Below are 20,095 nucleotides of genomic sequence, written 5' to 3'. Positions count from 1 at the left end.
TCAGTTGAGGTGTTCGGCAAGCGCCCGCATCACCCGACGCCAGGCGTCCTGACCATCGGCGTCGGTGGCGGCCAGGGCGTCGCGCAGGGTGCGCCGCTCCAGCTCGGTGGCCTCGGCCTCCAGCGCCGTGCCCGTTTCGCTCAGTGCCAGCAGCTTGAAACGATGCCGGCCTGGTTCACGGGTGTACTGCACCAGCGCCTGCTCGAACAGGTGCGACAGCGGACGATGCAGCGCCTGGTTGCTGACGCCCAGGGTGGTAGCCAGTTCGCCGATGCTGATTGCGTCGGTACGGGCGATCACATACAGAATGCGGTGGTGCACACGGGACAGTCCGTGTGTCTCGAGAAAACGGTCGGCCTCCACCGTCAGGCCGCGAAAACCGAAATGCAGCAGCTCGAGGCTATGGTCGAGCGGATCGAGCGATTTCAGGCTCACGGATGCCGTGTTGATCTTTTTCTCGATAACCATGGGATATTTACGCCGGTTGAGGTGGGCACAAGCCTAAGAGCCTGTTCACGATCTGCTGCGCGTCGGCGCTACTGCGTTAAAAACAAGCTCAGAATGCCGCTTGCGGCTAACGCACTTCAGTGCGGCCCCGAAGGGGCGAGCGAAGCGAGTCATGCTCATTTACCACTCGTAAACTCCGCTTCCTCGTTTGTTTGATTCGCTGGCGCTCTCCCTTCGGGCCAGCCTTTGGCTGTTACTCCCGTTGGTCGTTGCGCCTTGTATCGCTCTAGCTCGCGAGATCGTGAGCTGACTCTAAGGCCTCCACCCGCTTCATCACAACACTACACAGGAACATGCCATGCAACTGATCTACGCCGCTGCCTCACCCTTCGCCCGCAAGGTTCGCGTACTGGCTGCGGAAACTGGCCTGCTGGAACGCATCGAGCTGTTCGATACCGCCGTGCTGCCGACCACGCTCAACGAACGGGTCAATGCGCTCAACCCGTTGGGCAAGATTCCGGTGCTGCTGACCGATGACGGCCAAGCGCTGTATGACAGCCGGGTGATCTGCGAATACCTCGACACCCTGCATCAAGGTACGAAGCTGCTACCGGACGGTGCTGCGCGCTGGCAGGTGTTGCGCCTGGCCGCCTTGGCCGATGGCCTGATGGATGCTGCGCTGTTGGCGCGATACGAGCGCGCTGCACGCCCGGCCGAGCTGCAATGGTCGGCCTGGCTGGAGGGGCAGCTGGGCAAGATCCAGCGGGCGTTGGCGGAGCTGGAGCGCCAGGTCGGGCAGTTGCAGGGGCCGCTCGACCTGGCGCAGATCGGCGTCGCCTGCGCCCTGGGCTATCTGGATTTCCGCTTTGCCGACCTCGACTGGCGAGCTGCGCATCCGGGCTTGGCCGCTTTCCAGCAGGCCTTCGCCCAGCGCGCCTCGATGCAGGCCAGCGCGCCGTTGTGAGCCGGCCGGCTCAGAGACGAAAGCGTGTCACCAGCTGATTGAGGCCGACGGCCAGGCTCGACAGCTCCTGGCTGGCGGCTGTGGTCTGATCGGCGCCGGCCGAGCTTTGCAGTGACAGGTCGCGGATATTGACCAGGTTGCGATCCACCTCGCGCGCCACCTGTGCCTGCTGTTCCGAGGCGCTGGCAATCACCAGGTTGCGTTCGTTGATGGCGCCGATGGAGCGGGTGATTTCCTCCAGCGCCTGGCCGGCGGATTGAGCCAGGCCGAGTGTCGAGCCGGCGCGTTGCATGCTGGTGTCCATCGCCTGCACGGCCTGTTCGGTCTCTTTCTGGATGAGGTCGATCATCTGCTCGACTTCGCCGGTTGATTGTTGGGTGCGATGGGCGAGGGCGCGAACCTCGTCGGCCACCACGGCGAAGCCACGGCCCTGTTCACCGGCCCGTGCGGCTTCGATGGCAGCATTGAGCGCCAGCAGATTGGTCTGTTCGGCGATGGCGCGGATCACCGTGACCACCTGACCGATGTTGCGCACGTTGTCGGCCAGGCGGCGGATTTCTTCGCTGGTGGTGGAGATGTCCTGCGTCAGCAGGCCGATCGATTCGACCGTCTGGCCGACCTGGCTCTGGCCCTCGCGGGCGGTATGGTCGGTCTCGCGTGAAGCCTCCGACGTGTTGACGGCGTTACGTGCGACTTCTTCCACGGCGGCGGTCATTTCGTTGACCGCCGTGGCGGCCTGTTCGATCTCGTTGTTCTGCTGGTGCAGGCCACGTGTGCTGTCTTCGGTCACCGCATGCAGCTCCTCGGAGGCAGAGGCCAGCTGGCTGGAGGAGTCAGCGATCTGCTGGATGGTGTCGCGCAAGCTACGCCGCATGGTGGCGAGTGCCGCCAGCAACTGCGCAGGCTCATCCTGGCCGTCGTCGGTGACGTCACGGCTGAGGTCTCCGGCGGCGATGTCTTCGGCCAGGCCCACTGCCTTGCTCAGGGGGACGACGACGCTGCGAGTGAACAGAAGTGCGAGTGCGATCGTCAGCAGAATCGCCACGACGATGGCTGCTTGAACGATATACCTGGCGCTGTCATACGCCTCCTCGCTCTGCGTCGAGGCGCTTGCAGCACCTGCCTTGTTGAACTGCATCAACGCTCGCATCGACGCGGTCAACGCATCGGCCGTTTCGCTCAGTACACCACCGACCAGTTGCCTGACCCGGGCATCGTTGCCGGCCAGAATCGCTTCCGTTACCTCGGCCTGGCTGGCCATGTAGCGTTCCAGGCTACTGCGAAACGCATCGTAGGCCGCCTGCTCCTCAGCGGAATCGATGAACTGCACATAGGTCTGCTCGACACGTGTCAGGTCGCTCTTGGCCTGATCCAATGTGGCCAGGTCGGTACTACGGCTCTGCGCATCCTGGGTGATGTGTATACGCAAGGTGAGCGCGCGGATGCGGGCTGCGCTCATGTTCATTTCATCCAGGGCCAGCACGGACGGAAACCACTTGGCTTCGATCGCGTCGGACATGTCGTCCATACGCGACATCTGCGTCAGGGTGATCCAGCCCAATAACAATACCAGGAGCGCCAATACGGCAAAGCTTGCTGCCGCGCGCCAACCGATCTTCATCTTTCTCAGCAACATGATTACCTCGTTTATCAGCAGCGAATAATTCGGCGGAGTATTTAAAAATTGATTAAGCGATCAGTTTTTAACTAGGAGGGCGTGATGGCTAATTGCTTATTCGCGAGGAGCCTTGAAGATTTTCAAGTTCACAGGTTGGCCGCCCGAAGAAGTAACCTTGCACCCAGGTACTTCCCAGACTTGTGGCCAATTGCAGGTCAACGGAAGTTTCGATGCCTTCGACGATTACGCAAGGCGCCAGGGTCTTGCACAGTTCGAGCAGATATTTGAGGGTTTTCTCGCCAGTGGAACTATCGCGTGCGCGCTGTATATAGCTCTGGTCGATCTTGATGATGTCTGGCTGGCTTTGCTGGATGAATGCCAGTGTGCCGAAGCCTGAGCCGAAGTCGTCGACGGCTACCCGGCAGCCGGCGTGCCGCAAGCGGTGCACCAGATCCACTGCGCCCCGGGTACTCGGAGGTACGGCACTTTCGGTGATTTCGATGACCAGGCGGCCGGCGAGGCTGCGGTCGGCCGAGAGGTGGTCGAGCATCTGATCCCAGTCCGCATCCAGCAGGGTGCTGAGTGCGGAAATGTTGCAGCCCAGGGTCAGGCTCGGGTTGTCTCGCAACAACACCATCACCGTTCCGATCACGCGATGATCCAGCGGGCGTATGACGTGCAGACGTTCCAGTAGCGGGAAGGGATTGAAACCAAGGCCGTCGCCTTCATGGCGCAGCAGGCTTTCGCGATACAGCACCCGCTCCGGCTCATGGGTGGCAACGACAGGCTGGAATGCGAGGTGGAATCGGCCGCGTTGCAGCTCGTCATAGAACAGGTGAGCGCGTTGCAGGTCGTTTAGCGGGTTGTTGGTAACAGAGCGGAGAAATGGCTCGTGAATGCTCATGCGATGGCCGTCCAGGCGATGTCGAGGTTCCATTGGCTATGCATCTTTCTCTGTTCCTTTGGTGGGGCGCTGGCAATAAAAACGGATGCCCGCACCTGCCATTGTTCGGCGGTGTGCAGTCGCTAATCGAATATTTATTCGCGCCGTGGCGTCGGATGGTGGCGGCAACTAGGCGAATGTCAGAGCATTCGCCAGCGGCCCTATATGGATCACAGCACGTGAGCGGGATGAAAAAACGTCTTGCTGACGAAACGAGTTTTATCGGGAGATGAATTTCCCGGTTTTTTATAAGGGCATCTGAAGATGCCGGCATCCCGCCAGTAATATCTTCCCACCCGTTTTATGTTGTGAGAAGTGTTCTCGGATACCAATCGTATGTCCCGGGAGCCTGTCATCTTTTATTGCGTGGTATTTGGAGGAAGTGAATTAGTTAATGCTCAGGATTATTAGATGCATACGATTACAAGTGCCTGTTTCCAGGTCATGGCCAAGGCATTTGCAAGTGGTGGCTGCAGTCTCAGCAGACATCTTCCAGGGTTGGAGCAGATGCTCGCCGATGGCGGGCCGATTCGGGTCATACAGGTGTATCGGCTGTTGAACGCCTTGGTCAGTGAAAGCGGTGATGCGGATATGGGGCTGCGCGCTTACGAGCATTTTCACCCGTGCGTGCTCGGTGTGAAGAGCTATGCGCTGATGTCCAGCCCGACGCTGGCGCAGGCCCTGCAGCGTCTGGCGGACTATCACCCGATGACCAGCGATGGCTCGCACATGTTTCTGGAGCGGCATGTCGACCGTCTCAAGTTGGTTGGCGTGGAAAACTCCACCGTTGCCCAGCGGGCGCCCCGTGCGTTCATCGATGCCGGCGCGGCGCTGGTCTTCGCCATCGTGCACTGGCTGGCGCCCTTTCAAAGGCCGATGCCGCTGATGCTCGAACTGACCTACCCTGAGCCGCTGGACACCCGACAGTTGCGCCGCTTGTTCGGTAACAACCTGTACTTTTCCGCGCGGCGCAATTGCATGACATTCAGCCTGGAAGCTGGCGCGATCGAATTGCCCACCGCCGCCGCCGCGCTGCATACGTTGCACGTCGAATACGCCCAGGCGCAAATGAGCGAGCAGGTGGATGGTTCGCTGGAGGCCAGGGTACGGCGCATTCTCGCGGAGCAACTGAGCCAGGGCATCAGCCCCGGTCTGAGCGACGTGGCCGACCTTCTCGGCATGAGTCGTCGTAGCCTGCAGCATGGTCTGGGGCGTGACGAGGCGAACTTCACATTACTGCTCGACCAAGCCCGTCAACGCCAGGCCGCGAGCTTTCTGCGCAACACCACGCGCAGCCTCAAGTACATTTCGGCGCAACTGGGGTTTCGTGATCAGAGCAGCTTCCACAAGGCCTGTGTGCGCTGGTTCGGCATCTCGCCCAATCAGTACCGGCTGATGCATTGTGATACTGGAGGGGCTTCCTGAGTTTCAGCTATCGCCAATGACCGCTGCGGCGCATGAGGTTTCGTCCCTTCTGTGACAAGCCATTACAATTGTGTGCCTTGTTCCGATCCATGGAATAGCACTATTAAGGTACATTGCGCGCAAAGTTAAAATATAAAGGATTGGCTGAGTGCAATCAGCACAATCGCAAGACCCGTGCCCGTAACACCGACAAGGTGACCAGTTCGAAAACAATAATGATGAAAAAGCACCTGAACGATCAGCTATTCGAAATCATCGCCACGAGCATCAGGAAAAAGCGCCTGAAAACAGGCACACTGCTGCTGGAAGGGCCTTTGGCGGAGCTTTTCGGCGTCAGCCGCTCTCCGGTTCGCCAGGCGTTGCTCAACCTGAACCAGGCGGGGTTGATCTGTACTTTTGACGGTCGTGGCTACCTGGTCGGTGCGCAGCCGGGCAAGGTGCTGCGGCGTCAGTTGGAGCCCGCCGATTTCCAGCTGGCCGAGGACGACGCCCAGGCGCCGCGCAAGACCGAGAGCTGGAAGGCGGTCTATGACCAGATCGAGCGCGACCTGCTGCACCAGTCGCTGTTCGGCACCTATCGCGTCAACGAGCTGGAGCTGTCACGTCACTACGGCATCAGCCGCACGGTCTCCAGCCAGGTGCTCACGCGTCTGTCGCTGATGGGCCTGGTGGAGCGTGACGAGCGCTCGCGCTGGCAGCTCGGACAGTGGGACGAGGAACGACTCGGCGAACTGTATGAAGTGCGCCGGCGCTTGGAGCCTTATGTGTTGGTGCGCGCTGCGGAGTTCATCGAGCCCGAGCGGATCGAGGGTTACATCGCGCGTCTGCACCAGGCCATGGATCTCTATCCGGACATGGACAGCCGCCAGTTCGACGACCTGGAAAGCGACCTGCACATCGAGACCCTCGGCCGCTGCCCCAACCGGCAGATGCTGCAGATCCTGCGTCGCACCCACTCGTTGCTGCTGTCGGGTAAGCACATCCTGCTGGACAAGAGTTACTTCCCCGATGAGGAACCCTTCTTCCGTGAGCACCTGAGCATCTTCGAGAACCTGCAGGCCGGCCGCCCCGATCTCGCCGCGCAGAGCATGGAGGAGCACCTGGTGATCGCCGAGCGCAAGGTCAAGCAGCGCCTGGCGCAATTCCGCGAGCAGAACGTGATCCAGGCCGTGCCTTATCTGGAGCGGATCGAGGCTTAGGCTGTCCGGTCTTGGTGCGGCGCACCCTACCTTTAGGCGTGCCCCGCTGGGCCTGTCCAGATAAACGAAAACGGCCGGGATTACCCGGCCGTTTTTCGTTCCTTCAGCGCCTGACGATCAGGTCACCGCACCCACCTGCCACGGCACGAACTCGTTGTCGCCGTAGTTGTACAGCTCGCTCTTCGACGGTTCGCCGGAGGCGATTTCGATGAGGATGTCGAAGATCTTCTGCCCGGCTTCGGCGATGCTCAGTTCACCGTCGACGATGCCCCCGCAGTTGATGTCCATGTCCTCTTCCAGCTTGCGGAACATCTCGGTGTTGGTGGCCAGCTTGATGCAGGGCGCCGGCTTGAAGCCGGACACCGAGCCACGGCCGGTGGTGAAGCAGATCATGTTGGCGCCGGAGGCCACCTGGCCGGTCACCGACACCGGGTCATAACCGGGGCTGTCCATGAACACGAAGCCGCGCTCGGTGATCGGCTCACCCCACTCGTACACGCCGTTGAGCGAGCTGGTGCCGCCCTTGGCCGCTGCGCCCAGGGATTTCTCCAGGATGGTGGTGAGGCCGCCGGCCTTGTTGCCTGGCGAGGGGTTGTTGTTCAGCTCGGCGCCGTTGATGCGCGTGTACTCCTCCCACCAGGTCAGGCGGTCGAGCAATTTCTGGCCGACTTCATGGCTGATCGCACGGGCGATCAACAGGTGTTCGGCACCGTAGATTTCCGGGGTTTCGCTGAGGATGGCGGTGCCGCCGTGCTGGGCCAGCAGGTCGGCGGCATAACCCAGCGCCGGGTTGGCGGTGATGCCGGAGTAGCCGTCGGAGCCGCCGCACTGCATGCCGACCATGATGTGCTCGACGCTTTCCGAGGTGCGCTCCAGGCGGCCGATGGCGTCGAGCATCTCGGTCACCTGCTCGATGGCGCGCTGGATGCTGGCACGGGTGCCGCCGGCGTTCTGGATGTTGAAGACGCGGAAGTTCGGCCCTTCGCTGATGTTGTAGCGCTTCATCAGCGAGGAAATCTGGTTGGTCTCGCAGCCCAGGCCGATCACCAGCGCGCCGGCGATGTTGGGGTTGCAGGCGTAGCCCCAGATACTGCGTTCGAGGAACTTGAAGCCTTCCGACTCGGTGTTGATCGCGCAGCCGCTGCCGTGGGTCAGCGCGACCACGCCGTCGATGTTGTAGCGCTTGAGCAGTTCCGAACCATTGAAGTGCGCGGCCACGGCGCGCGACACGGTCGCCGAGCAGTTCACCGTGGACAGGATGCCGATGTAGTTACGTGTGCCGACGCGGCCATCCGGACGGCGATAACCCATGAAGCGGCGGCGCTGTTCCGGTGGCAGTACGGGCGTGCGCTCGATGGGCGGTGGCAGCTGGTTGTTGGCGTGGCTCTGCGGCATCGACACGTTGTGGGTGTGTACGTGGGCGCCGGCGGCGATGTCCTGGCTGGCCACGCCGATGACCTGGCCGTACTTGAGCACGGCTTCGCCACTGGCGATGGCGCGGCGGGCGATCTTGTGGCCGGCGGGGATGTCGTCCAGAGCTTCTAGGGCGAGGCTTTCGACATGGCTGCCGCGTTCCAGAGCACGGCGTGCGACGGCCACGGAATCTTGATCGCTGAGGATAACCACGGTCGGGCTATTGGTGATGAGTTGCATGGCGCGTTCTCGTTGTTGTTGTGATCGTCAGACCCCGATACTGACAAAAATGAACATTGCACGCAATAATTTCTGGTGTTAGTGTCGGCGCCACACAGCTGCTGGGCAGCGCACAAAAACAACAATGTGAGGCTTTACTGATGGATCGTTGCCATCTTCCCGGGGGCGTCGGCCAAGCGTCGGCATCCTGTCTGTACCTCCCTGCCGTCGGTCTGTGGGGAGCCTGTCATGCATAAGCTCGTCGACGGTTATTTCGCCCTTCTCAAGCTGCTCGCGGTCATCTGCCTGGTGACCATGGTGGTGCTGGTGTTCGGCAACGTCGTGCTGCGCTACGGCTTCAACGAAAGCATCCTGATCTCCGAGGAACTGTCGCGCTGGGCGTTCGTCTGGCTGACCTTCCTGGGCGCCGTGATCCTGCTGCGTGAGCGCGGCCACATGACCGTGGATCTGGCATTGCGTGCCATGCCGAGCTGGAGTGAGCGCGGCTGCATGATCCTTTCCCAACTGCTGATGCTCGGCTGTTCCGGGCTGTTCCTGTGGGGCAGCTGGCAGCAGGTGCAGATCAACATGCACATACCGTCGCCGGTGTCCGGCTGGTCGATGGGCTTCTTCTACGGTGCGGGCGTGTTCTTCGGCGCATCGGCCTGCGTGATCCACGTTTACGAAGCGCTGCGTCTGAGCCTCGGTGGCGAGATGGTGTTGCGTGATCCGCTGGACGAAATCCACCAATAGCTGTTGCGTCGGCCTCACGGCGCAGCTGTGGCCGGCCCTCTCATAACGATAAGAACCGGGGTACTGTGATGATCGTCATCGCAATTTTCGTGATTTCTCTATTGGCCGCCATGGCGATTGGCGTGCCGATTTCCTACGCGCTGATTCTCTGCGCGCTGGCCATGATGTATCACCTCGACCTGTTCGACGCGCAGATCGTCGCCCAGGGTCTGGTCAACGGCGCCGACAGCTTCCCGCTGATGGCCGTGCCGTTCTTCATGCTGGCCGGTGAGCTGATGAATGCCGGCGGTCTGTCCAAACGCATCGTCACCATGGCCATCGCCCTGGTCGGCCACATCAAGGGTGGCCTGGGTTACGTGACCATTCTCGCCGGCTGCGTGCTGGCGGCACTGTCCGGCTCGGCGGCTGCCGATGCTGCGGCGCTGGCCGCGCTGCTGGTGCCGATGATGGTCAAGGTCGGCCACAGCCGAGAGACCTCCGCAGGCCTGGTGGCCTCCGCTGGCGTGATCGCTCCGGTATTGCCGCCTTCGATCGGCCTGATCCTGTTCGGCGTCGCCGCCAACGTTTCCATCACCAAGCTGTTCCTGGCCGGCATCGTGCCGGGGCTGTTGATGGGCATGTCGCTGTGCGCGGCCTGGTTCCTGGTGTCGCGTCGCGGCACCCTGACTACCACCGAACGCGCCCCTCTGCGTGAACTGCTCAAGGCGTTCAAGGAAGGTATCTGGGCGTTGCTGCTGCCAGTGATCATCCTCGTCGGTCTGCGTGCCGGCATCTTCACCCCGACCGAAGCCGGTGTGGTAGCGGCTGTCTACGCCCTGCTGGTGTCGGTGCTGGTGTACCGCGAGCTGACCTGGAAGACCCTCTACCAGGTGCTGGTGGCCTCGGTAATGACCACCTCGATGGTGATGTTCCTGGTGGCCTCGGCGATGGTCGCGGCCTGGATGATCACCGTGGCGGATCTGCCCAGCTCGGTGGTGGGCCTGCTCGAACCGCTGATGGACAGCCCGCGTCTGTTGATGCTGCTGATCGTCACCATCGTCATCGTGATCGGCATGGCCATGGACATGTCGCCGCTGATCCTGATCCTTGCCCCGGTGATGATGCCGGTGGTGGTCGCGGCCGGCATCGACCCCGTGTACTTCGGCGTGATCTTCGTGATGGTCTGCGCGGTCAGCCTGCTCACCCCGCCGGTCGGCGTGGTGCTCAACGTGGTGGCCGGGGTATCCAAGGTCGGCTTCGTCGGCATCGTCCGCGGGGTGCTGCCGTTCCTGCTGGCGGAGCTGTTGATCATCGGTCTGCTGCTGGCCTTCCCGCAGTTGCTGATCGTTCCGGCGCAATGGTTGTACTGACGAAAGACATCGTGCCGGTCATCGTTTGATGGCCGGTGCCAGGGGCCTTAGAGCCCGAATCCATGCCGACAACGGCAAGCATAAAAACAAGAGGACTTCACCATGACATTCATTCCCAAGGCCCTGGCCTCACTGCTGTGCGCATCCGCCATGTTGCTGTCGACCGCTCATGTGCAGGCTGACGAGATCAATCGCCACAACTTCAAGATCGCCTTCGTCCAGGCCAAGGATCACCCACACGGCCTCGGGGCGCAGAAGTTCGCCGAGCTGATCAAGGAAAAGAGCGACGGCAAGATGAAGGTGATGGTCTTCGCCAGCGGCACCCTCGGCGGTGACGCGCAGGTGATTTCCTCGGTACAGGGCGGCACCGTCGACATGACCCTGGTCACCCCGGGCCTGCTCTCGGGCATCGAGAAAGGCTTTGGTCTGTACGGCCTGCCGTTCCTGTTCCAGAACGCTGCCGAGGTCGACGCCGTACTCGACGGCCCGGCCGGGCAGAACCTGCTGACCAAGCTGGAGCCGCACGGCATCATCGGTCTGGGCTACTGGGACCATGGCTTTCGCCACGTCACCAACAGCAAGCACCCGGTGACCAAGGTCGAGGACATCAAGGGCCTGAAGCTGCGCCTGCAGCAGATTCCGACCGCCATCGAGTCCTTCCGCGCGCTGGGTGCCAACGTGGTGCCGCTGTCGTTCACCGAGCTGTACACCGCGATGGAAACCCGCACCGTCGATGGCCAGGAAAACCCGCTGGCGGCCATCGAAACCTCGAAGTTCTATGAAGTGCAGAAGTACCTGTCGCTGACCGGTCACTTCTACGATCCGCTGGTGGCGATCTTCAGCAAACGCACCTGGGACAAGCTCAACGAGACCGAGCGTGAGCTGGTACGCAGCGCCTCTCTGGAAGCCCAGGCCTACGAGCGCAAGGTATCCCGCGATATGGACGTCAGCTCGCGTGAGGCGCTGGCCAAGCACGGCATGCAGATCAACGAAGTGGCCCCGGAAGAGATCGAGCGCATGCGTGAAGTGGTGCGTCCGAGCTCGGAAAAACTGATCGCCGAATATGGCGCCGATCTGATGGCGGAAATGAACGCCGAGATCGCCAAGGTTCGCCAGGCCCAGTAATCCCTCACCGCAGTTGGCCGTCGCACGAGTGGCGGCCGCTGCATTCGCACGCAAGGTGGAATTCTCATGACAGCTATCACTGTCGGCTTCATCGGCCTGGGGCTGATGGGCCACGCCATGGCCGCCAACATCCAGAAGCAGGGCTTCGCCCTCGGAGTGATGGCGCACCGCAACCGCCAGCCGGTCGAGGATCTGGTGAGCAAGGGCGCCCGCGAATACGCCAATGCCGCCGAGCTGACTCGCGCCGTCGACGTGGTGCTGCTATGCCTACCGGGTACGGCGCAGGTCAGCCAGATCCTGGCGGGTGAGACCGGTATTCTTGCCGGTCTGCGGCCGGGACAGATCGTCGTCGACTGCAGCACCGGTGACCCGAATCGCACCGCCGAGCTGGCCGCGCAGGTGGTGGCGCACGGCGGTCATTACCTCGACACACCGGTCAACCGCACGCCCAAGGATGCCCTGGCCGGGCGCCTCAACGTGCTCGCCGGTGGCGATGCCGAGGTGCTCGACAAGGTACGCCCGGTGCTCGAATGCTTCTCCGAGACCATCCATCACCTCGGTCCCTTGGGCTCGGGCCACAAGGCCAAGGTGATCCACAACTTCATCTCCCAGGGCAACGCCACCATCCTCGCCGAGGCCTTCTGCACGGCGGCGAAGAACGGCATCGACCTGGCTGCCTTCGCCGAGATCTGCAGCATGAGCGGCGGCTACAGCCGCACCTTCGAGCGGATCATTCCCTACGTGCTCAATGGCGATGACTCCGGGCAGCAGTTCGCCTTGAGCAACTGCGAGAAGGACATGCGTTATTACACCGAACTGACCAAGCTGACGCCGACCACCGGCATCGTTTCCGACGCCGTGTACCAGACGTTCATGCTGGCCAAGGTGCTCGGTCATGGCGACAAGTACGTACCGCGTCTGTTCGACGTACTGGGTGAGATCAATGGTGTGCGCGTACGCGCCTACCCGGAAGAGGACAAGGTATGAAACTGTTGCGCTACGGCCCTGAGGGGCAGGAAAAGCCGGCGCTGGTTGCTGCCGATGGCAGCCTGCGCGACCTGTCGGTGCATGTGCCCGATATCAGTCCGTGGGTGCTCGATCCCAAGGCACTCGACGAACTGCGCGCGCTCGACCCGGCCAGCCTGCCGAAGGTCGAGGAAGGCGTGCGCATCGGTACGCCCATCGCCAACATCGGCAAGCTGATCTGCGTCGGGCTGAACTATGCCGACCACGCCAAGGAATCCAACCTGCCAGTGCCCAGTGAGCCGGTGCTGTTCATGAAGGCCACCAGTGCCATCTGTGGCCCTAATGATGCCGTGATCATTCCCCGTGGCTCGGAGAAGACCGACTGGGAAGTGGAGCTGGGTATCGTCATCGGCCGCAAGGCGCAGTATGTCGAGCGCGAGCAGGCGCTGGAGCATGTTGCCGGCTACTGCATCGTCAACGACGTTTCCGAGCGTGCCTACCAGCTTGAAAGGGGCGGCACCTGGGACAAGGGCAAGGGTTGCGACACCTTCGCTCCGATTGGCCCCTGGCTGGTGACCGCCGACGAGATCGCCGACCTGCGCAATCTGGACATGCACCTGAGCGTGAATGGCGAGACCCGGCAGCAGGGCAATACGCGCACGATGATCTTTTCCATCGACGAGATCGTCAGCTACATCAGCCAGTTCATGACGCTCAACCCGGGCGACGTGATCTGCACCGGCACGCCACCGGGCGTGGGCGCGGGCATGAAACCGCCGCAGTTCCTCAAGGCTGGCGACCGCATGCGCCTGAGCATCAGCGGCCTGGGTGAGCAGTGCCAGGACGTGGTGGCCTGGAGCCGTTAAGCGCCAGGTGTGCGGGCAGGGCGGCCTATGTCGCCCTCACTCCAAATATATCGAGAGCAGAACATGCAACGACGCCTTTATCCGGGGCGCGATTTTCGTCGTGCGCAGAACATCGAAGAGCTGCGCCAGATGGCCCGTCGCCGGTTGCCCAATTTCTCCTTCGAGTACGTCGAAGGCGGTGCGGACGATGAGTTCACCCTGGGCCGCAACCGTACGATCTTCGAGAGCGTGACCCTGCAACCGCGCACCCTGCGTGATGTCGGCCAGCGCAGTCTGGAACGCAGCTTCTTCGGCCGCAGCGCACAGCTGCCGTTCATGATCGGCCCGACCGGTTTCAACGGCCTGCTGACCCGTGACGGCGATCTGCACCTGGCGCGCGCTGCGGCGGATGCCGGTATTCCCTTCGTGCTGAGCAATGCCTCGACCACCTCGGTCGAGGACATCGCCGCTGTCGAGGGCGTGCGCGCCTGGATGCAGATCTACCTGTATCGCACCCGCGATCACGTGGCCAAGCTGGTCGAACGGGTCAAGCGCCTGAATCTGGAAGCCATCGTGGTGACCACCGACAGCGCTATCTTCGGCAACCGCGAGTGGGACAAGCGCAACTACGCCAGGCCGCTGCAGCTCGACCTGCGCAACCGCCTCGACGTGCTCTGCCACCCCGAGTGGATCTGGGACGTGCTGGTTCCCGACGGCGTGCCGCGCTTTCGCAACCTCGGCAACCTGCTGCCGCCCGGCAAGGACTCGGTGAAGGGCGCCGCAAGCGCCTTGGCAGCCGAACTCGATCCGACCCTGAGCTGGGACGATATCGCCTGGCTGCGTGACATCTGGCACGGCAAGCTGATCGTCAAGGGCATGATCCACCCGGACGACGCGCGCCTGGCACTGCAGTACGGCGTCGACGGTGTGGTGCTGTCCAATCACGGCGGCCGTCAGCTCGACGGTGCCGTCTCCGCGCTGGAGACGTTGCCGGAAGTGGCGCGCATCAATCAGGGCCGCATGGAGATATTTCTCGACGGCGGTTTCCGCCGTGGCAGCGATATCGCCAAGGCGCTGCTGCTGGGTGCCAGCGGCGTGTTGATCGGCCGCGCCGGTCTGTACGGTCTGGCCGCCGGCAAGGGGCCTGGCGCTGCGCATGCCATCGGCATCCTGCGCACGGAGCTGGATCGCACCCTCGGCCTGCTAGGTTGCAGCAGCCTGGAGGAGCTGACTCCCGATCTGATCCACTCGGCGCATTGGCGCGCCCTGGCCGAACGGATTCGCAACTAGTTTTCCCACTGCCTCGCACTCCCCAATAACGCAGGTGCGAGGCAGTTTTTTCTTCCGTCCCGGTAGGGTGCGCCGTGCGCACCGATTTCACCCACGGCATTAGCTGTTGGTGCGCGTGGCGCACCTTACCCGTAGCCCGGATGCAATCCGGGAAGTCCTCGCCGCGAAATCCCCGGATTGCATCCGGGCTACGTGCTCACGGCTTTTCGAACGAGCAAGAAAACGCCGCGACTGCTTTGCAGGATCGCGGCGTTTTCCTTGACCGAGCGGTATTGCGCTTCAGGCGTCCTTAGAACGGGTATTCGACGCCGCCTTCACTGGCCGCACCGCGCAGCGCTGCCAGCACATCGTCCGGCAACTCCAGCCCTTGCTCATAGGCTTTTGCCCTGCGCGCGATACCGGCGTGACCCGGCATGCGCACCGGGCTTTGTGCCACGCGCGGACGGCTCTCCAGGCACGCGCCGACGAAGTGATCCATCTCGGCTTTCAGCTCATCGACGCCACCGAAGAACGCCGGGTCGAAGGTCAGCACGGTCACTGCCGCGCCCCATTGCTTGACGCCATCCTTGCGGCCGAAACCGCCCAGCCCCGCCGTCAGCGCCTCGACCATGGTGCCGAGGGCGAAACCCTTGTGGCCGAATTCCAGACTGCCCAGCGGCAGGATCGCGCCTTGTGGCGTGCCGAAGTAGGCCGCGGTATCGCGGGTTGGCTGGCCGTCCGGGCCGATCAGCGCGGCATGTTCCAGCTGGCCACCGGCCTGGTGGGTCTTGTTGACCAGGCCGTTGGTGATGGTCGACATGCTGACGTCGATGAGGATCGGCTTCTCGCCGGTGGGAATGCCGATGCCCAGCGGGTTGGGTGTGTACACCGGATCGAGGCCGCCGTGCGGTGCCACCGAGGCCACGGCCGGATCGGAGGTCAGTACCAGCGGGATCAGGTTCTGCTCGGTGTAGCGTTGCAGGTAGGCGGCCAGGCAGGCGATATGGTGCGAACGACGGATCGTGGCCACACCGATACCGAAGGTACGCGCGGCCTCGGCGGTGAAGTCCAGGGCCTGCTCGACGCAGTACGGGCCGAGCAGGTAGCTGGCGTCGTAGAGCCGTGCCGCCGGTGTCTGACGGACGATCTGCAGGCTTGCGGCATCGCCCTTGGCCTGGCCGCTGCGCAGATCCTTGAGGTAACCCTGGGCCAGTTTCACGCCATGGGTGTGATGGCCAAGCAGGTCACCTTCGACCAGCACGCGGCTGACCACGGCGGCGACGTCGGGGCTGACCTTGGCATCGAGGAACAGTTGTTCGATGAAGCGCTCCAGCGCTTGCGGGGCGATACGATTCATTCAATGACTTCCTTCGGGGCCAGAGGGGCGTTGCCGCGCTTGCGCCACAGCTTGGCGAGCAGCGGGAACAGCGCGATAAGCACGACGAACAGGGCCAGGCAGGCACTGATCGGGCGTTCGATGAAGGCCCCCAGGTTGCCGTTGGCCTTGAGCATCGAGGTCATGAAGTTGGTTTCCAGGATGTTGCCCAGCACCAGGCCGAGGATCGCTGGTGCCAGCGGCACTTCGGCGGTGGCGATCAGGTAGGCGACCACGCCGCAGATCAGCATGATCCACACATCGGTCAGGCTGTTGTTGATGGCGAAGGCGCCGACGATGCAGAAGCACAGGATGATCGGCATCAACACGCGCAGCGGCGTCACGGCGAACACGTGGGCGCTGCGAATGGCCAGGTAACCGATCGGCAACAGCACCAGGTTGGCGACGAAGAAGGCGGTGAACAGACCGTAGGCCATGGCGCTGTTGTCCATGAAGATGGTCGGGCCGGGGTTCATGCCCTTCATGTACAGCACGCCGATGACGATGGCAGTGATCGAGTCGCCAGGGATGCCGAACACCAGTGCCGGAACCCAGGAACCGGCGACCGCCGAGTTGTTCGCCGAGCCAGCGTCGACCAGCCCCTCGACGTGACCGGTGCCGAATTTCTCCGGGGTCTTCGAGCGCTTCTTGCTGATGGCGTAGGCGATCCACGCGGCGATATCGGCACCGGCACCCGGCAGGATGCCGATGAAACCGCCGACGCTGCTGCCACGGAACACGCTCTTCCAGTAACGCTTGAGGTGCATCGGCACCTTGCTGAAGACGTCGCCGTGCTGTTTGGGAATGGTCTGGTTGGTGTCACCTTTCTCGCGGCTGCTGTACAGCTTCATCACTTCGTACATGGCAAAGAAGCCGATCATCACCGGGATGAAGTTGATCCCGGCCATCAGATCCGGCACATCGAAGGTGAAGCGCGGCGCACCGGTGACCAGGTCGAGGCCGACCGTGGACAGCAGCAAGCCGACCATCAGCGAGAGGAAGCCCTTGATCGCCGAACCGGTGGAAATGAATACCGCGCTGCTCAGGCCCAGCACCGCCAGCCAGAAGTATTCGAAGGAGCTGAAGTTCAGGGCGAATTCGGCCAACGAAGGCGCCACCAGCACCAGCACCGTGGTGCCGAACAGGCCGCCGATCACCGAGCAGGTGAGATTGACCCCGAGGCACTCGCGAGCACGGCCCTGGCGGCCGAGTGCTGCGCAATCGCTGACGTAGGCCGCCGATGCCGGCGTGCCGGGAATATTCAGGTAGGCGCCGGGAATGTCGCCGGCGAAGATCGCCATCGCTGAAGTGGTGATGATCGCGGCGATGGCCGCGGTCGGCTCCATGGCGAAGGTGACCGGTACCAGCAGGGCCACGGCCATGGTGGCGGACAGGCCCGGGATGGCGCCGACGAAGACGCCGAAGATCGCCGCGGCGAGAATCACCAGCAGCGTCTGGAAATTGAAGACCAGCAGAATGCCGTCGAATAGTGCGTTCATGGACTGCGCCTCAGAAACCGAAAGGCCCGATAGGGAGCGGCACTTTGAGCATGTGCCCGAAGGAGAGGCTGATGACAGCCGCGGAGACGACGCTGATCAGTATTGCCGGTAGCCAGCGCACGCCGCCCTGGAACAGCAGCACCAGCATGACCAGCACCATGGTCAGGGCCGTGCCAATCACTTCGCTCAGATAGATGTAGGCCACCACCATCAGGCAGGGCACCAGCAAACCGATATGGGGTAGGGCAAAGCCACCACTGCCTACATTGGGGCTGGCTGTGCGACGCATCTTGCGCACGGTGACGAAGCTCAGCAGAACACCGCCGATGACCATGCCGCCGGCAATCATGCTGGGGAACATGCTGGCGCCGTACTTCATGCCGGGAACCGCAGGGAAACCCTGTGCCAGTACCCAGACGGTGATACCCAGGGCGATAAAGACGATGCCGAGGATTAGATCTTTCATAAGGGAGTTCTCTTACCGCAGAACGGAGACAGGCGACGCCCTTTCGATGCGTCGCCTGTAGGAGGCCGGCTTACTTCTTCAAGCCGATCTTTTCGATGATGCCGCCCATATAGGCGTTGTTCTCGACGAGGAATTGCTTGAAGTCCGCACCTTTATGCCACTCCACGCCAAAGCCCTGGCGCTTCATGAAGTCCTGGTAGAACTCGCTGTTGTAGGCCTTCTCCAGAGCATCTTCGAGTTTGGCCACTACGGCTGGATCCATGCCTTTGGGGCCGGCTACGCCGCGCCATTCGCCCAGCGAGTAGTCGCTGCCGATGCTTTCCTTGAGGGTCGGGATATCCGGGAAGGCCGGGTTGCGCTCAGGCGAAAGAATCGCCAGGCCCTTGGCCTTGCCTGCGTCGATCATCGAGCGGGCTTCGGGTACCGACGACGGCACGAGTTCGATGCTGCCAGCAGCCAGTTCGACCATGGCCGGTGCGGCGCCCTGGCTGGGAATCCAGGTGACCTTGTTGGGTTCGATGCCGCGATCCATCAGCAGGCCGGCGAAGGCCACGTGCCAGATGCCGCCCATGCCGGTGCCGGAAGCCTTGAAGGTGCCCTGAGGCTTCTCGTCGATGTCTTTCAGCAGTTCTTCGACGTTGCTGTACGGTGCATCGGTGCTGACCTGTACGCCCGGGTAGTCATAGTTGGTCATGGCCAGGGGGGTGAAGTCTTCGTGAGTGATCTTGGTCAGACCCTGCCAGTGCATCATGTTCAGCTCACCGGTCACGAAGCCCAGGGTGTAGCCATCGGGCTTGGCACTGGCCATCACCGTGTGGCCCACCACGCTGCCGCCACCTGGGCGGTTGACCACGTTGATGGTGACACCGAGTTCTTTCTCCAGTGCGGTGGCGATGCCGCGTGCGGCAGAGTCGCTGCCGCCGCCGGCGGCCCAGGGCACGATCAGTTGGATGGGCTTGTTCGGGTATTCGGCCATGGCGGCCACCGGGGCGCCCAGCAGGGAAAGGCCGAGGGCGAGGCTGAGCGGGCGAAGCAGCGTGCTTAGCTTGGTCATGAAGGTTCACCTATTGAAGTTATTTTGAGTGAGGTGCAGCTAGGTTCCGCTTGAACGAGTCGGCCAGGCAGACGGCACGGCGTGGAATCAAAGCCTGGCCGAAGCTAGGCAACTCTCGGGGAGGTGTCTAATGAGGCTTTTTCATCGAGTCATAACTAGGGGTTATTCGCTGATGATTCATCGCGGATGACGGTGCGCAGGGCGTCAATGAAGTCGCGGGCTGCGGAGGAGATGGGTTCGTCCTTGCGTAGCAGCACGCCATAGGCCAGCGGAGAGGGCGCCAGGCTCGTCTGGATCTGTTTCAGGCTGCCATCGAGCAGGTTTTGCCGCACCACCGCCTCTGGTAGCAGAGCCAGGGTGTCGCTGTTGCAGAGCATCTTCAACGTCGTTTGCACGGAGGTCGTCTCGATGGCGTTGGCCGGCGGATTCACTCCCGCGTCGCTGAAGGATTGTTCCAGCGACTGGCGTAGCGGGGTGTTGAGTGGGTAGAGCACCCAGGGCCATTCGGTGAGCTGCGATGGCGAGACCTGTTGCCGATTGCACAGCGGGTGTTCGGTGCGGGCGATGAGGATGAAGGGCTCCTCGGCCAACGCGGTGAAGTCGAAACGCTGGCGCTGCGGATGGTCGGTGAAGCGACCGACCACCAGATCCAGTTGCTTGTGCTCCAGCAGCTTGAGCAGGTGATCGCTGGTGTCTTCCAGCAACTCGATGGTCAGCAGCGGCCGCCGGCCTTTCAGGCGCAGCAGCGTTTCCGGCAGGGCGTGGGCGGTGGCGGCGAAGATCGCACCGACCTTGAGATAGCCATGGCCGCCCTGGCGCAGGCTTTCCAGGCGATAACTGAAGGTCTGGCAGTCATTCAGCGCACGCTGGGCATAGGCCACCACCTCGGCGCCCAGCTCGGTGGCTGGCAGCTCGCGGTTGAGACGCTCGAACAGGGTGAAGCCGAACTGGTTCTCGATGTCGCGCAGCATCTTGCTCACTGCCGGCTGGCTCAGCCCCAGCTGCTGCGCGCTGCTGTGCATGTTGCCGGTGCGCGCCAGGCTGTCGATCAGCGCCAGGTGGCGGAAACGTAGCCAGTTGTGAAGGGTCGGGAGATTGCCGGTTTGGTTCATGGCCGCTGTGCTCAGGAATACTCGATAACCGGATCATATCGCGGACTGACTAAT

At 62.5% G+C, this 20,095-nt stretch carries 18 protein-coding genes; 9 read left to right on the top strand and 9 right to left on the bottom strand.

Annotated features, from left to right (window positions below):
• Window positions 1-468, bottom strand: coding sequence for a MarR family winged helix-turn-helix transcriptional regulator (locus C7A17_RS09100; RefSeq protein WP_106737731.1), 468 nt, complete (start codon window positions 466-468; stop codon window positions 1-3).
• Window positions 469-805: 337 nt separating this feature from the next.
• On the opposite strand from C7A17_RS09100, the gene C7A17_RS09095 reads away from it, so the two are divergent.
• Window positions 806-1,411, top strand: a complete 606-nt coding sequence (locus tag C7A17_RS09095; RefSeq protein WP_106737730.1) for a glutathione S-transferase — start codon at window positions 806-808, stop codon at window positions 1,409-1,411.
• Window positions 1,412-1,421: 10 nt separating this feature from the next.
• Here C7A17_RS09095 and C7A17_RS09090 read toward each other — a convergent pair whose 3' ends face one another.
• Both C7A17_RS09090 and C7A17_RS09085 read right to left on the bottom strand, forming a co-directional pair.
• Window positions 1,422-3,047, bottom strand: coding sequence for a methyl-accepting chemotaxis protein (locus tag C7A17_RS09090; protein WP_106737729.1), 1,626 nt, complete (start codon window positions 3,045-3,047; stop codon window positions 1,422-1,424).
• Between the two features lie 88 nt (window positions 3,048-3,135).
• The gene (locus C7A17_RS09085) at window positions 3,136-3,966 is read right to left on the bottom strand and encodes an EAL domain-containing protein (RefSeq protein WP_106737728.1); all 831 of its coding nucleotides are present in this window, start codon (window positions 3,964-3,966) and stop codon (window positions 3,136-3,138) included.
• A gap of 417 nt (window positions 3,967-4,383) precedes the next feature.
• Between C7A17_RS09085 and C7A17_RS09080 the strand changes: the two genes are divergently transcribed.
• Both C7A17_RS09080 and C7A17_RS09075 read left to right on the top strand, forming a co-directional pair.
• Window positions 4,384-5,397, top strand: coding sequence for an AraC family transcriptional regulator (locus tag C7A17_RS09080; protein WP_199796408.1), 1,014 nt, complete (start codon window positions 4,384-4,386; stop codon window positions 5,395-5,397).
• 215 nt (window positions 5,398-5,612) lie between these two features.
• The gene (locus tag C7A17_RS09075) at window positions 5,613-6,596 is read left to right on the top strand and encodes a GntR family transcriptional regulator (RefSeq protein WP_106737726.1); all 984 of its coding nucleotides are present in this window, start codon (window positions 5,613-5,615) and stop codon (window positions 6,594-6,596) included.
• A gap of 117 nt (window positions 6,597-6,713) precedes the next feature.
• Here the strand turns inward: C7A17_RS09075 and C7A17_RS09070 are convergent, their stop codons facing one another.
• Window positions 6,714-8,249, bottom strand: a complete 1,536-nt coding sequence (locus tag C7A17_RS09070) for a UxaA family hydrolase (RefSeq protein WP_106737725.1) — start codon at window positions 8,247-8,249, stop codon at window positions 6,714-6,716.
• 228 nt (window positions 8,250-8,477) lie between these two features.
• Here C7A17_RS09070 and C7A17_RS09065 point away from each other — a divergent pair, with 228 nt between their 5' ends.
• From C7A17_RS09065 to C7A17_RS09040, 6 genes are all read left to right on the top strand, one after another.
• Window positions 8,478-8,981 (top strand): TRAP transporter small permease, encoded by a 504-nt coding sequence (locus C7A17_RS09065; protein WP_106737724.1) that lies wholly within the window; start codon window positions 8,478-8,480, stop codon window positions 8,979-8,981.
• Window positions 8,982-9,052: 71 nt separating this feature from the next.
• Window positions 9,053-10,330: a TRAP transporter large permease subunit gene (locus C7A17_RS09060; RefSeq protein ID WP_199796443.1), complete on the top strand. Its 1,278-nt coding sequence runs from the start codon at window positions 9,053-9,055 to the stop codon at window positions 10,328-10,330.
• Between the two features lie 102 nt (window positions 10,331-10,432).
• The gene (locus C7A17_RS09055) at window positions 10,433-11,455 is read left to right on the top strand and encodes a TRAP transporter substrate-binding protein (protein WP_106737722.1); all 1,023 of its coding nucleotides are present in this window, start codon (window positions 10,433-10,435) and stop codon (window positions 11,453-11,455) included.
• 66 nt (window positions 11,456-11,521) lie between these two features.
• Complete coding sequence (locus C7A17_RS09050; RefSeq protein ID WP_106737721.1) at window positions 11,522-12,442, top strand: NAD(P)-dependent oxidoreductase; 921 nt, start codon at window positions 11,522-11,524, stop codon at window positions 12,440-12,442.
• The gene (locus tag C7A17_RS09045; RefSeq protein ID WP_106737720.1) at window positions 12,439-13,287 is read left to right on the top strand and encodes a fumarylacetoacetate hydrolase family protein; all 849 of its coding nucleotides are present in this window, start codon (window positions 12,439-12,441) and stop codon (window positions 13,285-13,287) included. The genes C7A17_RS09050 and C7A17_RS09045 overlap by 4 nt, the downstream gene beginning before the upstream one ends.
• Window positions 13,288-13,350: 63 nt before the next feature.
• Window positions 13,351-14,556 carry an alpha-hydroxy acid oxidase gene (locus tag C7A17_RS09040; protein ID WP_106737719.1) on the top strand — a complete coding sequence of 402 codons (1,206 nt, stop codon included), beginning with the start codon at window positions 13,351-13,353 and terminating at the stop codon, window positions 14,554-14,556.
• A 289-nt stretch (window positions 14,557-14,845) separates the two neighbouring features.
• On the opposite strand, the gene C7A17_RS09035 is transcribed toward C7A17_RS09040, so the two are convergent.
• The 5 genes from C7A17_RS09035 to C7A17_RS09015 form a co-directional block, all read right to left on the bottom strand.
• On the bottom strand, window positions 14,846-15,892 hold the full coding sequence (locus C7A17_RS09035; RefSeq protein WP_106737718.1) for an Ldh family oxidoreductase: 1,047 nt from the start codon (window positions 15,890-15,892) through the stop codon (window positions 14,846-14,848).
• Entirely contained in the window at window positions 15,889-17,409 is a 1,521-nt protein-coding gene (locus C7A17_RS09030; protein WP_106737717.1) for a tripartite tricarboxylate transporter permease, read from the bottom strand. The genes C7A17_RS09035 and C7A17_RS09030 overlap by 4 nt, the downstream gene beginning before the upstream one ends.
• A 10-nt stretch (window positions 17,410-17,419) precedes the next feature.
• A complete protein-coding gene (locus tag C7A17_RS09025) occupies window positions 17,420-17,875 on the bottom strand; it encodes a tripartite tricarboxylate transporter TctB family protein (protein ID WP_106737716.1) in 456 nt (151 codons plus the stop codon).
• 70 nt (window positions 17,876-17,945) lie between these two features.
• The gene (locus C7A17_RS09020; protein ID WP_106737715.1) at window positions 17,946-18,929 is read right to left on the bottom strand and encodes a tripartite tricarboxylate transporter substrate binding protein; all 984 of its coding nucleotides are present in this window, start codon (window positions 18,927-18,929) and stop codon (window positions 17,946-17,948) included.
• Window positions 18,930-19,084: 155 nt separating this feature from the next.
• Window positions 19,085-20,041 (bottom strand): LysR family transcriptional regulator, encoded by a 957-nt coding sequence (locus C7A17_RS09015; RefSeq protein WP_106737714.1) that lies wholly within the window; start codon window positions 20,039-20,041, stop codon window positions 19,085-19,087.
• Window positions 20,042-20,095 lie beyond the last annotated feature (54 nt).

Origin of the sequence: Pseudomonas mendocina (assembly GCF_003008615.1) — a bacterium.
GTDB lineage: Bacteria > Pseudomonadota > Gammaproteobacteria > Pseudomonadales > Pseudomonadaceae > Aquipseudomonas > Aquipseudomonas mendocina_C.
The sequence above is the reverse complement of the archived record's forward strand: the minus strand, read 5'-3'. Positions and strand labels throughout refer to the sequence as shown.

What these genes read in the sequence shown, in the direction of transcription:
- C7A17_RS09040 (WP_106737719.1), top strand. Translation starts at nt 13,351, where the DNA reads ATGCAACGACGCCTTTATCCGGGGCGCGATTTTCGTCGTGCGCAGAAC.
- C7A17_RS09075 (WP_106737726.1), top strand. Translation starts at nt 5,613, where the DNA reads ATGATGAAAAAGCACCTGAACGATCAGCTATTCGAAATCATCGCCACG.
- C7A17_RS09090 (WP_106737729.1), bottom strand. Translation starts at nt 3,047, where the DNA reads ATGTTGCTGAGAAAGATGAAGATCGGTTGGCGCGCGGCAGCAAGCTTT.
- C7A17_RS09095 (WP_106737730.1), top strand. Translation starts at nt 806, where the DNA reads ATGCAACTGATCTACGCCGCTGCCTCACCCTTCGCCCGCAAGGTTCGC.
- C7A17_RS09050 (WP_106737721.1), top strand. Translation starts at nt 11,522, where the DNA reads ATGACAGCTATCACTGTCGGCTTCATCGGCCTGGGGCTGATGGGCCAC.
- C7A17_RS09030 (WP_106737717.1), bottom strand. Translation starts at nt 17,409, where the DNA reads ATGAACGCACTATTCGACGGCATTCTGCTGGTCTTCAATTTCCAGACG.
- C7A17_RS09070 (WP_106737725.1), bottom strand. Translation starts at nt 8,249, where the DNA reads ATGCAACTCATCACCAATAGCCCGACCGTGGTTATCCTCAGCGATCAA.
- C7A17_RS09015 (WP_106737714.1), bottom strand. Translation starts at nt 20,041, where the DNA reads ATGAACCAAACCGGCAATCTCCCGACCCTTCACAACTGGCTACGTTTC.
- C7A17_RS09055 (WP_106737722.1), top strand. Translation starts at nt 10,433, where the DNA reads ATGACATTCATTCCCAAGGCCCTGGCCTCACTGCTGTGCGCATCCGCC.
- C7A17_RS09035 (WP_106737718.1), bottom strand. Translation starts at nt 15,892, where the DNA reads ATGAATCGTATCGCCCCGCAAGCGCTGGAGCGCTTCATCGAACAACTG.
- C7A17_RS09025 (WP_106737716.1), bottom strand. Translation starts at nt 17,875, where the DNA reads ATGAAAGATCTAATCCTCGGCATCGTCTTTATCGCCCTGGGTATCACC.
- C7A17_RS09085 (WP_106737728.1), bottom strand. Translation starts at nt 3,966, where the DNA reads ATGGAACCTCGACATCGCCTGGACGGCCATCGCATGAGCATTCACGAG.
- C7A17_RS09020 (WP_106737715.1), bottom strand. Translation starts at nt 18,929, where the DNA reads ATGACCAAGCTAAGCACGCTGCTTCGCCCGCTCAGCCTCGCCCTCGGC.
- C7A17_RS09045 (WP_106737720.1), top strand. Translation starts at nt 12,439, where the DNA reads ATGAAACTGTTGCGCTACGGCCCTGAGGGGCAGGAAAAGCCGGCGCTG.
- C7A17_RS09065 (WP_106737724.1), top strand. Translation starts at nt 8,478, where the DNA reads ATGCATAAGCTCGTCGACGGTTATTTCGCCCTTCTCAAGCTGCTCGCG.
- C7A17_RS09080 (WP_199796408.1), top strand. Translation starts at nt 4,384, where the DNA reads ATGCATACGATTACAAGTGCCTGTTTCCAGGTCATGGCCAAGGCATTT.
- C7A17_RS09100 (WP_106737731.1), bottom strand. Translation starts at nt 468, where the DNA reads ATGGTTATCGAGAAAAAGATCAACACGGCATCCGTGAGCCTGAAATCG.